This window comes from Cedecea sp. AS113 (genome assembly GCF_037152415.1).
Classification (GTDB): Bacteria; Pseudomonadota; Gammaproteobacteria; order Enterobacterales; family Enterobacteriaceae; genus Cedecea.
The window spans coordinates 1-14552 of sequence record NZ_JBBCMI010000019.1 but is presented as its reverse complement, the minus strand read 5'-3'; the positions used below and the strand labels follow the sequence as shown (position 1 = coordinate 14552).

General features: G+C 54.1%; 14 protein-coding genes. 11 read left to right on the top strand and 3 right to left on the bottom strand.

The annotated features are described in order from the left end of the window. The first annotated feature begins 70 nt into the window (after nt 1-70). The 5 genes from tatA to hemB are packed head-to-tail and all read left to right on the top strand — an operon-like array spanning nt 71 to nt 3534. Nucleotides 71-325 carry a twin-arginine translocase TatA/TatE family subunit gene (gene tatA / locus WFN87_RS18990; RefSeq protein WP_008455463.1) on the top strand — a complete coding sequence of 85 codons (255 nt, stop codon included), beginning with the start codon at nt 71-73 and terminating at the stop codon, nt 323-325. 3 nt (nt 326-328) lie between these two features. Further along, the gene (gene tatB / locus WFN87_RS18985; RefSeq protein ID WP_336709208.1) at nt 329-886 is read left to right on the top strand and encodes a Sec-independent protein translocase protein TatB; all 558 of its coding nucleotides are present in this window, start codon (nt 329-331) and stop codon (nt 884-886) included. Nucleotides 887-888: 2 nt separating this feature from the next. Then, a complete protein-coding gene (tatC, locus tag WFN87_RS18980) occupies nt 889-1671 on the top strand; it encodes a Sec-independent protein translocase subunit TatC (RefSeq protein WP_008455457.1) in 783 nt (260 codons plus the stop codon). A gap of 43 nt (nt 1672-1714) precedes the next feature. Continuing rightward, nucleotides 1715-2515 carry a 3'-5' ssDNA/RNA exonuclease TatD gene (tatD, locus tag WFN87_RS18975; RefSeq protein WP_336709206.1) on the top strand — a complete coding sequence of 267 codons (801 nt, stop codon included), beginning with the start codon at nt 1715-1717 and terminating at the stop codon, nt 2513-2515. Then, a complete protein-coding gene (gene hemB / locus WFN87_RS18970; RefSeq protein ID WP_008455454.1) occupies nt 2512-3534 on the top strand; it encodes a porphobilinogen synthase in 1023 nt (340 codons plus the stop codon). The genes tatD and hemB overlap by 4 nt, the downstream gene beginning before the upstream one ends. A 46-nt stretch (nt 3535-3580) precedes the next feature. Here the strand turns inward: hemB and rfaH are convergent, their stop codons facing one another. Further along, nucleotides 3581-4069, bottom strand: coding sequence for a transcription/translation regulatory transformer protein RfaH (gene rfaH / locus WFN87_RS18965; protein ID WP_008455452.1), 489 nt, complete (start codon nt 4067-4069; stop codon nt 3581-3583). 180 nt (nt 4070-4249) lie between these two features. On the opposite strand from rfaH, the gene ubiD reads away from it, so the two are divergent. Further along, nucleotides 4250-5743 (top strand): 4-hydroxy-3-polyprenylbenzoate decarboxylase, encoded by a 1494-nt coding sequence (ubiD, locus tag WFN87_RS18960; protein WP_085938888.1) that lies wholly within the window; start codon nt 4250-4252, stop codon nt 5741-5743. A gap of 47 nt (nt 5744-5790) precedes the next feature. Further along, nucleotides 5791-6492, top strand: coding sequence for an NAD(P)H-flavin reductase (fre, locus tag WFN87_RS18955; RefSeq protein WP_008455448.1), 702 nt, complete (start codon nt 5791-5793; stop codon nt 6490-6492). 119 nt (nt 6493-6611) lie between these two features. On the opposite strand, the gene fadA is transcribed toward fre, so the two are convergent. Together fadA and fadB are read right to left on the bottom strand one after the other, a co-directional pair. After that, on the bottom strand, nt 6612-7775 hold the full coding sequence (fadA, locus tag WFN87_RS18950) for an acetyl-CoA C-acyltransferase FadA (RefSeq protein WP_008455446.1): 1164 nt from the start codon (nt 7773-7775) through the stop codon (nt 6612-6614). A gap of 9 nt (nt 7776-7784) precedes the next feature. Next, the gene (gene fadB / locus WFN87_RS18945; RefSeq protein WP_336983884.1) at nt 7785-9974 is read right to left on the bottom strand and encodes a fatty acid oxidation complex subunit alpha FadB; all 2190 of its coding nucleotides are present in this window, start codon (nt 9972-9974) and stop codon (nt 7785-7787) included. A gap of 190 nt (nt 9975-10164) precedes the next feature. Between fadB and pepQ the strand changes: the two genes are divergently transcribed. From pepQ to hemG, 4 genes are read left to right on the top strand one after another with little or no spacing between them, the layout of a single operon-like run. Then, nucleotides 10165-11496 carry a Xaa-Pro dipeptidase gene (pepQ, locus tag WFN87_RS18940; protein WP_166995906.1) on the top strand — a complete coding sequence of 444 codons (1332 nt, stop codon included), beginning with the start codon at nt 10165-10167 and terminating at the stop codon, nt 11494-11496. Continuing rightward, complete coding sequence (locus WFN87_RS18935; protein WP_008455441.1) at nt 11496-12110, top strand: IMPACT family protein; 615 nt, start codon at nt 11496-11498, stop codon at nt 12108-12110. Before pepQ ends, WFN87_RS18935 begins: the two co-directional genes overlap by 1 nt. 41 nt (nt 12111-12151) lie before the next feature. Beyond that, nucleotides 12152-13603 carry a Trk system potassium transporter TrkH gene (trkH, locus tag WFN87_RS18930; RefSeq protein WP_008455438.1) on the top strand — a complete coding sequence of 484 codons (1452 nt, stop codon included), beginning with the start codon at nt 12152-12154 and terminating at the stop codon, nt 13601-13603. Between the two features lie 11 nt (nt 13604-13614). Beyond that, on the top strand, nt 13615-14148 hold the full coding sequence (gene hemG / locus WFN87_RS18925) for a menaquinone-dependent protoporphyrinogen IX dehydrogenase (RefSeq protein ID WP_166879461.1): 534 nt from the start codon (nt 13615-13617) through the stop codon (nt 14146-14148). Nucleotides 14149-14552: the final 404 nt, after the last annotated feature.

Below are 14552 nucleotides of genomic sequence, written 5' to 3'. Positions count from 1 at the left end.
TCGGAATTAACGGGTGATTGCCGTATAATAGCGGTTCTCATTGCCTTAACATCTTTATTCAGGAGTAGGTATGGGCATCAGTTGGCCACAATTGCTAATCATTGTTGTTATCGTTGTTTTATTGTTTGGCACCAAGAAGCTGGGCTCTTTAGGTTCAGATCTTGGCGCGTCTATTAAGGGCTTTAAGAAAGCCATGAGCGACGACGACGGCAAAGAGAAAGAAAATGGTGAGAAGGATGCTGATTTCACAGCGAAATCCCTCTCTGAAAAACCGAGCGACGTGAAAAAAGACGAAGCGAAAAGCAACGATAAAGAGCAGGTATAAACCGTGTTCGACATTGGTTTTGGCGAACTGCTGCTGGTGTTTGTGATTGGCCTAATTGTTCTGGGTCCGCAGCGCTTGCCGGTGGCGGTAAAAACAGTTGTTGGCTGGGTGCGCGCGCTGCGTTCTTTGGCTACCACGGTGCAGAACGAACTCGCTCAGGAACTGAAGCTGCAGGAACTGCAGGACAGCCTGAAAAAGGTCGAGAAAGCCAGTATGGATAATTTGACGCCTGAACTGAAGGCGTCAATGGACGAACTGCGCCAGGCCGCTGAGTCGATGAAGCGTTCTTATACCCAGCACGATCCTGAAAAGAACAGCGACGAAGCGAATACCATCCATAACCCGTTGGTTAAGGATGAACAGCTAAGTCATGACGGTGCCACGCCAGCCAATGCGGCACATCAGGCGGCTGCGCCTGATGCCGTACCTTCAGAGACGGTGACACCTGCACCCGTGGCGGTCGAAAACGTCGTCGAATCTGCTGTCGAGCCTCAGGTGAAGCCTTTGCCCGAGGCTGCACCCGTTGTCACCCCAACGCAACTTCCAGGTGAAAAATCGTAACTATGGCTGTTGAAGATACCCAACCGCTCATTAGCCATCTGATCGAGCTGCGTAAGCGCCTGCTGAACAGCATGATCGCCGTGCTGGTGATTTTCCTGGCGCTGGTCTATTTCGCCAATGACATCTATCAGGTGGTTTCCGCCCCGCTGATCAAACATATGCCGTTGGGCTCAACGATGATTGCGACCGATGTCGCATCACCGTTCTTTACCCCGATAAAATTAACCATTTACGTTTCGGTGTTCCTGGCCGCGCCGGTCATTCTGTACCAGATCTGGGCTTTTGTTGCCCCTGCATTGTACAAGCATGAGCGTAAGCTGGTGATGCCGCTGCTGTTCTCCAGCACGCTGCTTTTTTATATCGGCATTGCCTTTGCGTATTTTGTGGTCTTCCCGCTCGCCTTTGGTTTCCTGACAAAAACTGCGCCAATAGGGGTGGTCGTCTCGACGGACATCACGAAATATCTCGACTTTGTGATGTCGTTGTTCATGGCCTTTGGCGTAGCTTTTGAGGTGCCCGTCGCCATTATCCTGCTGTGCTGGATGGGGGTGACAACACCGGAATCATTGAAACAGAAGCGCCCTTATATTCTGGTTGGGGCTTTTGTTGTCGGCATGCTGTTAACGCCGCCGGATGTTTTCTCGCAAACCCTTCTGGCGGTGCCAATGTACTGCCTGTTTGAGGTTGGTGTCTTCTTCTCCCGCTTCTACGTCGGAAAAGGGCGTAATGGCGATGAAGATGATGAGCCTGAATCTGAAGAGACGCGCTCGGAAAAAGAGCAGTAATGAAATAACCGCCCTCAGGGGCGGTTGTCGTTTGGAGGGAGAGATGTTTGATATTGGCGTGAATTTAACCAGTTCTCAATTCGCAAAAGATCACGAGGATGTGGTCGCTCGCGCATGGCAGGCTGGCCTGAGTGGCATGATGTTGACCGGTACCAACCTCCATGAAAGTGAACAAGCGTTACGCCTGGCGCAGCAGCATGAAAACTGCTGGTCCACCGCCGGAGTGCATCCCCATGATGCCAGCCAGTGGAATGACGAAACTGCGGGTGCCATCCGCCGTTTAGCGGCGGCCCCGCAGGTCGTCGCTATCGGCGAATGCGGTCTGGATTTTAACCGTAACTTTTCTACTCCTGCAGAGCAGGAACGCGCTTTCACCGCGCAGTTGGCGCTGGCCGCGGAGCTGATGATGCCGGTATTTTTACACTGCCGGGATGCACATGAACGTTTTCTTGCGCTACTTGACCCCTGGTTGGATCAACTGCCCGGCGTGGTGCTGCACTGCTTTACCGGAACTGAAGAGGAAGCCCGCGATTGCCTGCTTCGCGGACTGTTTATCGGCATTACCGGCTGGGTTTGCGACGAGCGCCGTGGCCTGGCACTAAGAGAGTTACTTCCGGTTATCCCCGCTCAGCAACTGCTGCTGGAAACCGATGCGCCCTATTTGTTGCCCCGGGATCTACAACCAAAACCTGCGTCCCGCCGCAACGAACCCTGTTATCTGCCCCATATCCTGAATAAGGTCGCCGAATGGCGCGGTGAAGACCCGGCCTGGCTTGCGCAGGTAACAGATGACAATGCTCGTCGGTTATTCCGACTGGGTTTTAATCAGGAGAAAGTTAAATGAGCTATGCATTTCCCGGTACGTTTCCCGGGCGTCGTATGCGCCGCGTACGTCGTCATGACTTCAGCCGTCGTCTTGTGGCTGAAAACCAGCTGACGGTAAACGACCTTATTTACCCTGTGTTTGTCATGGAAGGCCACAACCAGCAGCAGGAAGTGCCGTCTATGCCGGGGGTTTATCGTATGACTATCGATCAACTGCTGAAAGAAGCAGAGGCGGTCGCGAAGCTGGGCGTCCCTGTGCTCTCTTTGTTCCCGGTCATTGAAAGCGACGGGAAATCGCTGCATGCGGAAGAAGCCTATAACCCAAATGGCCTGGTACAGCGCGCTGTGCGTGCGCTGAAAGATGCTGTGCCTGAGCTTGGGTTGCTGACTGACGTTGCCCTGGACCCTTACACCACTCACGGGCAGGACGGTGTCATTGACGCTGATGGCTATGTGATCAACGACGTCACTCGCGAGATTCTGGTTCGTCAGGCCCTTTCCCATGCTGAAGCCGGGGCCGAAATTGTCGCGCCTAGCGATATGATGGATGGACGTATTGGCGCTATCCGGGACCGGTTAGAAGCTGATGGCTTCGTGAATACCCAGATCATGTCCTATGCCGCAAAATATGCTTCCTGCTACTACGGCCCGTTCCGGGATGCCATTGGCTCTTCCGGTAACCTGAAGGGCGGCAATAAGAAGACTTACCAGATGGATCCGGCTAACAGCGACGAAGCTTTGCAGGAAGTGGCGCAAGATCTGCAGGAAGGGGCCGACATGGTGATGGTGAAACCTGGGATGCCTTATCTCGACGTTGTGCGCCGCGTGAAAGACACCTTTGGGGTGCCAACATTTGCCTACCAGGTATCCGGTGAATATGCCATGCATATGGCTGCGATTCAGAACGGCTGGCTGGCCGAAAAACCGGCCATTATGGAATCTTTGATGTGCTTTAAGCGTGCTGGCGCGGATGGCGTGCTGACGTATTTCTCAAAACGTGTTGCCCAATGGCTGCACGATGAGCAGATGCAGCGCTAGTTGCGATTCAGGAAGAAAGAGGCCAGCATTTGCTGGCCTCTTTGCATTAAACCTTGCGGAAGTCGGTATTCCTGATGCTTTGCTGCACCTGCTTATTCAGTAAATTCAGCAGCAACATTGAGCGAGCTTCACCGTCTGGTTCAGCGAAGATGGCTTCTAATCCCTTGAAGGCCCCTTCGGTAATCACCACGCTATCGCCGGGATACGGCGTTTCTGGGTCGAGGATATTCTCTATTTGATAGTGCATCAGTTCATGAATCACTGTTTCCGGAACCGTTGCCGGCTGCGCGCCGAAGCGAACAAAATGGCTGACGCCACGGGTGGAATTCACCGTGGTGGTATGGATGGATTCTGGATCGAACTCGACAAACAGGTAATTAGGGAACAGAGGCTCGCTGACCGCAGCTCTTTTACCACGCACCATTTTTTCCAGCGTGATCATTGGTGTAAGACAATTAACTTCCTGGCGCTCAAGATGCTCTTTGGCGCGCAGTAATTGACCACGTTTACAGTAAAGAAGATACCAGGATTGCATAATTTCTCTTTTCGCCCGCTTCAGCGCGTCAGAATAACAAAACGTCCTTCGCAGAGATACACAGCTTCAGTATAACCTGTCCGGGGGCGGCCGGCAGGCGGCCAGTTTCACGCTAATTTAACAAAAATACAGCATGGTGGCGGTGAAGTCCGTATAATGACGGCCAAATCCGACGTCACGATAAATTGCATGAAATACCACGACCTACGCGAATTTCTTGCGCTGCTTGAGCAGCAGGGCGAACTCAAACGTATCGCATTGCCTGTCGATCCGAATCTGGAAATGACCGAAATTGCCGATCGCACGCTGCGAGCCGGTGGCCCGGCTTTGCTGTTTGAAAACCCGAAAGGCTACACCATGCCGGTGCTATGTAACCTGTTTGGAACGCCGAAACGCGTAGCGATGGGCATGGGGCAGGAGGACGTTACTGCCCTGCGTGAAGTCGGGAAACTGCTGGCTTTCCTTAAAGAACCGGAGCCGCCAAAAGGCTTCCGCGACCTGTTTGATAAGCTGCCGCAGTTCAAACAAGTTCTGAATATGCCGACTAAACGTCTGCGTAATGCACCTTGCCAGGAGCAGGTTTGGGAAGGGGATGAGGTCGATCTTAATCGCATTCCGATCATGCGCTGCTGGCCGGAAGACGTCGCCCCGCTGATTACCTGGGGGTTAACGGTCACCCGTGGTCCGCATAAAGAGCGCCAGAATCTGGGGATTTACCGCCAGCAGCTGATCGGCAAAAACAAGCTGATTATGCGCTGGTTGTCTCATCGCGGCGGTGCGCTGGACTTCCAGGAATGGTGTGAGGCTCACCCGGGTGAGCGCTTCCCTGTCTCCGTAGCGCTTGGCGCAGATCCCGCAACCATTCTTGGGGCGGTGACGCCGGTGCCGGATACGCTTTCCGAATATGCTTTTGCCGGGCTGCTGCGCGGGACCAAAACCGAGGTCGTGAAATGTATCTCCAACGATCTTGAAGTTCCTGCAGGTGCAGAAATTGTGCTGGAAGGTTACATTGAGCCTGGTGAAATGGCACCGGAAGGCCCGTATGGCGACCATACAGGGTACTACAACGAAGTGGATAGCTTCCCGGTATTCACCGTAACCCACGTCACCCAGCGGCAGGATGCGATTTACCATTCCACCTACACTGGCCGCCCGCCGGATGAGCCTGCGGTGCTGGGTGTGGCGCTTAATGAAGTGCTGGTACCCATCCTGCAAAAGCAATTTCCGGAGATTATTGATTTCTATCTCCCGCCGGAAGGGTGTTCATACCGACTCGCGGTAGTGACGATTAAAAAACAGTATGCCGGACATGCCAAGCGAGTCATGATGGGGGTTTGGTCGTTCCTGCGTCAGTTCATGTACACCAAGTTTGTTATTGTGTGTGATGACGACGTCAATGCACGCGACTGGAACGATGTTATCTGGGCGATCACTACGCGTATGGATCCGTCCCGTGATACGGTGCTGGTGGATAACACGCCGATAGACTATCTGGATTTTGCCTCCCCGGTTTCCGGGCTAGGCTCTAAAATGGGACTGGACGCCACCAATAAATGGCCGGGCGAAACCCAGCGTGAATGGGGGCGCCCAATCAAGAAAGATGTTGAGGTATGCGCGCGTATTGATGCAATCTGGGATGAACTGGCTATTTTTGATAACGACAAAGGCGCCTGAGTGGCGACCTTTACGGTTTAGCATTATTGACCCGACAGAGGGGACGCATGACAACCTTAAGCTGTAAAGTGACCTCGGTAGAAGCGATAACCGACACGGTATATCGCGTTCGATTGCTGCCGGAAGGCGATTTCTCATTCCAGGCCGGGCAGTATTTGATGGTGGTGATGGATGAGCGGGATAAGCGCCCGTTCTCTATGGCTTCCACGCCGAGCGAGCGTGAGTTCATTGAGTTACATATTGGTGCCTCTGAGCTCAACCTCTATGCCATGGCGGTAATGGACCGTATTCTGAAAGGGCAGGAAATTGTGGTTGATATGCCACACGGTGATGCGTGGCTGCGCGAAGATGAAGACCGTCCTCTTATCCTGATTGCCGGCGGCACGGGGTTCTCTTACGTTCGTTCTATTCTGCTGACGGCGCTGGCGCGTAACCCAGAGCGTGAAATTGCAATCTATTGGGGCGGCCGTGAAGAGAAGCATCTTTACGACCTGGCCGAGCTGGAAGGGCTGACCCTGCAGCATCCTAATCTGCGTGTTGAAGCCGTGGTTGAGCAGCCGGAAGAAGGCTGGCGTGGCCGGAGCGGGACTGTACTCACCGCCGTTATGCAGGATCACGCTTCACTGAGCGGGCACGATATCTATATCGCAGGTCGTTTCGAAATGGCGAAAATTGCCCGTGAACTGTTCTGCAACGAGCGCGGGGCGCTGGTTGAACATATGTTCGGCGACGCTTTCTCCTTTATTTAAGGCCGTTCGTCGTCAGAATAAGCCACCGCATCGTCGGTGGTTTTTTTTATCTTTCAGATATAAAAAACCCGCCCCTGACAGGCGGGAAACACGGCAACTAAACTCAGTTTCGTTTTTTATTAAACGCGTTCAAATACGGTCGCGATGCCCTGACCCAGGCCAATACACATGGTAGCCAGGCCAAACTGCGCGTCGCGACGCTCCATCAGGTTGATAAGCGTGGTGCTGATACGCGAGCCGGAGCAGCCCAACGGGTGGCCAAGCGCGATCGCGCCACCGTTCAGGTTGATCTTTTCGTCGATCTTATCCATCAGCCCCAGATCTTTAATGCACGGCAGGATCTGGGCGGCAAACGCTTCGTTCATCTCAAACAGGTCGATATCCTGAGCGGTCAGGCCCGCTTTTTTCAGCGCTAGTCGGGATGCAGGCACCGGGCCGTAACCCATAATAGACGGGTCGCAGCCGACGACGGCCATCGAGCGAACGCGTGCGCGAATTTTCAGGCCCAGCTCTTTGGCGCGAGTTTCGCTCATCAGCAGCATCGCGGATGCCCCATCGGACAGCGCCGAAGATGTGCCTGCGGTGACGGTGCCATTGACCGGATCAAAAGCAGGTTTCAGCGCCGCCAGCCCTTCAACCGTGGTTTCCGGGCGAATCACTTCATCGTAGTCGTAACGCTTCAGAACGCCGTCGGCATCGTGACCGCTGGTCGGCATAATTTCCGCTTTGAAGTGCCCGGCTTCTGTGGCAGCCCAGGCGCGCTGATGGGAACGCGCGGCAAACTGATCCTGCATTTCACGGCTGATGCCGTGTAAGCGGGAAAGCATTTCAGCCGTCAGGCCCATCATGCCCGCAGCTTTTGCCACGTTGCGGCTGAGGCCAGGGTGGAAATCAATCCCGTGGGTCATCGGTACGTGGCCCATATGTTCCACGCCGCCGATCAGGCAAGCATGCGCGTCGCCGGTTTGAATCATGCGTGCTGCATCGTGCAGCGCCTGCATGGAGGAACCGCACAGGCGGTTCACCGTGGTGGCTGGCACTGAATGAGGAATTTCCGCCAGAAGCGATGCATTGCGGGCAATATTGAAACCCTGCTCAAGCGTCTGCTGGACGCAGCCCCAGTAGATATCGTCCAGCGCTGCGGCTTCGAGTGCCGGGTTACGGGACAGGATACTGCGCATCAGATGCGCCGACAGATCCTCAGCGCGAACGTTGCGGAACGCGCCGCCTTTCGAGCGGCCCATCGGCGTACGGATGGCATCAACAATAACAACCTTTTCCATGTTCACTCCTCAGGCGCTTTTCAGGTCACTGGTCGGGCGGGCTGGCTCGACCGGGGGATAGTACGGCTCGTTGCGTGATGCTTTGGCCTGAAGGCCTTCAGGCACGACGTACAGCGGGCCTAGGTTTTGGTACTGCTGCGCCATGTCGAAATACTTCGCGCTGCCCAGGGTGTCCAGCCAGCGGAACGCGCCGCCGTGGAACGGAGGGAAACCGAGGCCGTAAACCAGCGCCATATCGGCTTCTGCCGGGCTGGCAATCACGCCTTCTTCGAGGCAGCGAACCACTTCGTTGATCATTGGGATCATCATGCGGGCGATAATTTCTTCGTCGCTGAAGCTGCGCTTAGGCTGGCTCACGTCTGCCAGCAGGCGATCAACAGCTTCGTCCTGGTCTTTGCGCGGTTTGCCTTTGCTGTCTTCTTTAAAACGATAGAAGCCCTGCTGGGTTTTCTGGCCGTAGCGTCCGGCATCAAACAGAACGTCGATTGCGTCGCGGTAATCTTTGTTCATACGCTGCGGGAAGCCTGCGGCCATGACCGCCTGTGCGTGATGGGCGGTATCAATTCCGACCACGTCCAGCAGGTAAGCCGGGCCCATCGGCCAGCCGAACTGTTTTTCCATCACTTTGTCGATCTGGCGGAAATCCGCGCCGTCGCGCAGCAACTGGCTAAAGCCTGCAAAGTAGGGGAACAGCACGCGGTTGACGAAGAAGCCCGGGCAGTCATTGACCACGATAGGGGTTTTACCCATTTTGCTTGCCCATGCCACCACTTTGGCGAGGGTGGCGTCTGAGGTTTTTTCTCCGCGAATGACTTCAACCAGCGGCATGCGATGCACCGGGTTGAAGAAGTGCATCCCACAGAAGTTTTCCGGGCGTTTCAGCCCGCTTGCCAGTTCGCTAATCGGGATGGTTGAGGTGTTGGAAGCCAGCACGGCATCAGGGCGAACCTTATCTTCGGTTTCTGCCAGCACCGCTTTTTTCACTTTCGGATTTTCAACTACGGCTTCAACGACAACGTCTACACGATCGAACCCTGCGTATTCCAGCGTTGGCTGAATGGTTGAAATCACCTGTGCCAGCTTCATGCCGTCAATTTTGCCGCGCTCAAGCTGTTTGTTCAGCAGCTTGCTGGCTTCATTAATGCCCAGCGCCAGCGACTTCTCGTTAATGTCTTTCATTAATACCGGCACGCCTTTCCAGGCGGACTGATAAGCAATGCCGCCGCCCATAATACCCGCGCCGAGTACGGCCGCGTGTTTAGGCGTTTCGATATCTTTGGTGAGTTTTTTCGCTTTGCCTTTGACAAACTGATCGTTCAGGAAGATGCCGACCAGCGCGCGGGCTTCATTGGAACGAGCCAGCGGCACAAAGCTTTGGGTTTCCAGCTTCAGGGCTTCATCGCGGCCAAGACCGGCGGCAGCTTCAATGGTTTTTACCGCAGTCATTGGCGCTGGGTAATGCTTCCCGGCGATCTGCGCCACCATGCCTTTAGCAATGGTGAAGCTCATACCGGCTTCGATTTTGCTTAAACGTAACGGCTCAAGTTTCGGGGCGCGCTTTGCCTGCCAGTCCAGCTCGCCTTTGATCGCCTGGCGGAGGACTGCCAGTGCGCCGTCACGCAGTTTTTCGGTTTTTACCACACCATCAACCAGGCCAAGTTTTTGCGCTTCTGCTGCGCCAACGTCTTTGCCCGCGGTGATAATTTCAAGCGCGCTATCGGCACCCAATAAACGCGGCAGACGAACGGAACCGCCAAAGCCCGGCATAATGCCTAGCTTAGTTTCCGGCAGGCCAATACGGGTATCCGGCGTTGCCAGACGGTAATCGGTTGCCAGTACACATTCGCATCCGCCGCCCAACGCGTAACCATTCACCGCGGCGATGGTTGGGACGGGCAAGTCTTCCAGGCGGTTAAACACGCTGTTGGCAAATTGCAGCCAGTGGGTCAGCTGTTCGGCAGGGACCAGGAACAGCGACAGGAATTCGGTAATGTCGGCGCCAACGATGAAGGCAGATTTGCTGGAACTCAGCAGCAGGCCTTTGAGGTTAGACTGTTTTTCAAGTACGGCCAGCGCTTCGCCGAGGCTGGCGACGGTCGCTGTATCCAGCTTGTTGACGGAGCCGGGGGCATCAAAAACCAGTTCGGCGATGCCGTCTTCCAGCCAGTCGAGATGTAGGGTTTCACCTTGGTAGAGCATGTCAGTCTCCTGAATCCAGCAATGGGATCTGGTCGTACCAGATGAAGCGGAGTGTGGAATCGATGTTAATGAAATGCAAATTTCTCTTTAAATATTTGCAAACTCGATCACAGGCGGCGGAAATAACTCGGCGGTTTGTCCGGTATGCTAAGATGCGATGCGAACAGAGACAAAAACAGAAGGATAAATTATGGAATCACTGGCCGCGCTGTATAAAGATCATGTGGCAACGCTACAGGAGCGTACCCGCAACGTTCTGGCGCGTTTTAACCTTGATGCATTACTTATTCACTCCGGGGAGCTGTTCAATGTCTTCCTCGATGATCATGCCTATCCGTTTAAAGTAAACCCGCAGTTCAAAGCCTGGGTGCCGGTGACCCAGGTACCTAACTGCTGGCTGCTGGTGGATGGCGTGAATAAGCCGAAGCTGTGGTTCTATCTGCCGGTGGATTACTGGCACAACGTGGAGCCGCTGCCGGAATCCTTCTGGACCGACGATATTGAAGTGATTGCGCTGCCAAAAGCCGACGGTATCGGCAGCCAGCTGCCTGCCGCACGCAGCAATATTGGCTACATTGGCCCGGTGCCAGAGCGTGCATTACAGCTGGATATCACGCCAGCCAACATCAACCCGAAAGGGGTTATCGACTATCTGCATTATTATCGCGCTTATAAAACGGACTACGAGCTGTCCTGCATGCGCGAAGCACAGAAAACGGCAGTCGTCGGCCATCGCGCTGCGCACGAAGCGTTCCTGTCCGGCATGAGCGAATTCGATATTAACATCGCTTACCTGACGGCGACCGGACACCGCGATACCGATGTGCCGTATGGCAATATCGTGGCGCTCAATGAGCATGCTTCGGTGCTGCACTACACTAAGCTGGATCATCGCGTACCTGCCGAAATTCGGAGCTTCCTGCTGGACGCTGGCGCTGAATATAACGGCTATGCCGCCGACCTGACGCGGACCTGGACGACCCAAAGCGACAGCGATTTCGCTCATCTGATTAAAGACGTGAACGAAGAGCAACTGGCGCTGATCGACACTATGAAGTCAGGTGTGCGCTATACCGATTACCACATCCAGTTCCATCAGCGTCTGGCTAAGCTGCTGCGTCGCCACAAGCTTGTCAACGACATCAGTGAAGAGGCGATGCTGGAAGCCGGGATCACTACCCCGTTCATGCCGCACGGCATCGGGCATCCGCTTGGGTTGCAGGTTCACGATGTAGCCGGGTTTATGCAGGACGATACCGGGACGCATCTGGCTGCACCTTCGCAGCATCCTTATCTGCGCTGTACCCGCGTGCTGGAACCTCGCATGGTGCTGACCATTGAGCCCGGTTTGTACTTTATCGAATCGCTGCTGGCACCGTGGCGTGAAGGGCAGTACAGCAAACACTTCGACTGGAAGCGTATTGAGGCGCTGAAGCCGTTTGGCGGCATCCGCATTGAAGATAACGTCGTTATCTATGAAAACAGCATCGAAAACATGACGCGTAACCTGAAGCTCGCGTAATGGAAAGTTGGCCAATCCCTGCCGAGCCCGTCACGGTCAGCGAGGAGATCAAGAAAAGCCGCTTTATTACCTTTGTCGCCCATACGGATGGGGTAATAGCGGCTAAAGCATTTGTTGAGAAAATCCGGGCTGAACACCCGGACGCTCGTCACCATTGCTGGGCGTGGGTTGCTGGCGCGCCGGATGACTCGCAGCAGCTAGGTTTCTCGGATGATGGTGAGCCTGCAGGCACCGCAGGGAAACCCATGCTTGCCCAACTGATGGGAAAAGGTATTGGTGAAATCACTGCGGTGGTGGTGCGCTACTACGGTGGGGTGAAGCTGGGTACTGGTGGCCTGGTGAAAGCCTATGGCGGCGGCGTACAGCTGGCGTTAAACCAGCTTTCTACAGTGCTCAAAGTGCCGTTAACCGAATATACTTTGCATTGCGACTATTCGCAGCTGGCGGGTGTGGAAGCGCTACTCAAGCAAAGCGATGGTCTTATTGTGGAAAGCGACTTCCAGGCCATCGTTGCTATGCGCGTAGCGTTGCCGCAAACCCAGGTGGCTGCCTTCAACGCCAGGCTGAGTGACTTTAGCCGCGGTGCGTTGCATTTATTGCCGTTTGAACAATAATCCCACCTCGTTATTTATAGATATTTAAGGAAGCGGCTGAAATGCATTTTCGCGCCATTACCCGAATCGTTGGCCTGTTGGTTATCCTCTTTTCCGGAACCATGATACTCCCCGGCTTAGTGGCTCTAATCTATCGAGACGGTGCCGGCCGCGCCTTTACCCAAACCTTTTTTGTTGCGCTGGCGATAGGTTCTTTACTGTGGTGGCCAAATCGCCGTGAGAAAAGGGATCTCAAACCGAAGGAAGGCTTCCTGATCGTTGTGCTGTTCTGGACTGTGCTGGGCAGCGTGGGTGCGCTGCCGTTTGTCTTTGCCGAGCGGCCGAATCTGACGGTAACAGACGCCTTTTTTGAATCCTTTTCTGGCCTGACAACGACCGGCGCGACAACGCTGGTGGGGCTGGACTCTTTACCTCATGCGATTCTTTTCTATCGGCAAATGCTGCAATGGTTCGGCGGGATGGGGATCATCGTCCTGGCGGTGGCCATCTTGCCTATTCTTGGCGTCGGTGGGTTGCAACTGTATCGGGCAGAAATGCCGGGGCCGCTTAAAGATAATAAAATGCGCCCGCGTATCGCCGAAACGGCAAAGACGCTGTGGCTCATTTATGTCCTGCTGACGATTGCTTGCGCGCTGGCGCTTTGGTTCGCGGGGATGCCGGCGTTTGATGCTATCGGACATAGCTTCTCTACTATTGCGATTGGTGGCTTCTCGACACATGATGCGAGCGTGGGCTACTTCAATAGCCCAACCATCAATACCATTATTGCTATCTTCCTGCTGATCTCTGGCTGTAACTACAGTCTGCACTTCTCCCTGCTGAGCGGGCGTAGCCTCAAAGTGTACTGGCGCGATCCGGAATTTCGGATGTTTATCGGTGTACAGCTCTCGCTGGTTCTGGTCTGTACTCTGGTGCTTTGGTTCCATAATACCTACCAGTCAGCCTGGCAGACTTTGAATCAGGCTTTCTTCCAGGTCGTGTCGATGGCGACCACCGCGGGCTTTACCACGGACAGCATCGCTCGCTGGCCGCTATTCTTGCCGGTTTTGCTGCTCTGCTCTGCCTTCATCGGCGGCTGCGCCGGATCTACCGGCGGTGGCCTGAAAGTGATTCGTATCCTGCTGCTGTTTAAACAAGGTAACCGCGAGCTGAAACGCCTGGTACACCCGAATGCCGTTTACAGCATCAAGCTTGGGAACCGGGCCTTGCCGGAACGAATTCTTGAAGCCGTATGGGGATTCTTCTCTGCTTATGCGCTGGTGTTTATCGTCAGTATGCTGGCTATCATCGCGACCGGCGTCGATGACTTCTCTGCTTTTGCCTCTGTTGCTGCAACGCTTAATAACCTGGGCCCGGGCCTTGGCGTCGTTGCCGACAACTTTGCCAGCATGAATCCCGTGGCCAAATGGATCCTGATTGTGAATATGCTGTTTGGCCGCCTTGAAGTATTTACCCTGCTAGTACTGTTCACGCCTACTTTCTGGCGCGAGTAACCGGAGCCTGTGTGAAAACCTTAATTCTGTTTTCGACCCGAGATGGTCAAACTCGTGAGATTGCTTCTTATATCTCTTCTGAACTGAAAGAGCTGGGCGTGGAGAGCGATGTGGTCAATCTCCATCGCTGCGAGGAACTTGCCTGGGCTAATTACGACCGGGTGATCATTGGTGCTTCTATTCGCTACGGACATTTCCATGCCTCTGTTGAGGCGTTCGTGAAAAAGTATCAGCTGCAGCTGAAGGAGCGCGCGAGTGCATTTTTCGCGGTCAATCTTGTTGCCCGTAAACCAGAGAAGCGTTCGCCGCAGACGAATCCTTATACCCGCAAGTTTTTGCTTAACTCGGTTTGGCAGCCCGATCATTGTGCCGTGTTTGCCGGTGCATTGCGTTACCCGCGTTATGGCTGGCTGGACCGCTTCATGATCCGCTTAATTATGAAAATGACCGGCGGTGAAACGGATACAAGTAAAGAAGTGGTTTATACCGATTGGCCGCAGGTAGCCCGATTTGCCCGTGAAATTGCACAGTTAAGCACCAAATAGCGTTGTAAATAAGCGGGTTGGCGAAAAAGAATGCGGTCAGAAAGTTTTTTTAAATAAACGCTTGTCACCGGCGAAGAATTCCCTATAATGCGCCTCCACTGACACGGAACAACGGCTTGCAAAGCGGCGTGTCAGGCGGAGTGAAGCGAAAAATAAATGCTTGACTACGCAGCGGGAAAGCGTAATATGCACAGCCCGCGCTACTGAGAAATTAGCACTGCTCTTTAACAATTTATCAGACAATCTGTGTGGGCACTCGCAGGATTGATATCTCAGCATCTCCGGATGCAAATAAATATCAAGTCTTGAAGAGTGACTACTGATTTTATAAACAGTTTTAATTCTTTGAGCATCAAACACTTTTAAATTGAAGAGTTTGATCATGGCTCAGATTGAACGCTGGC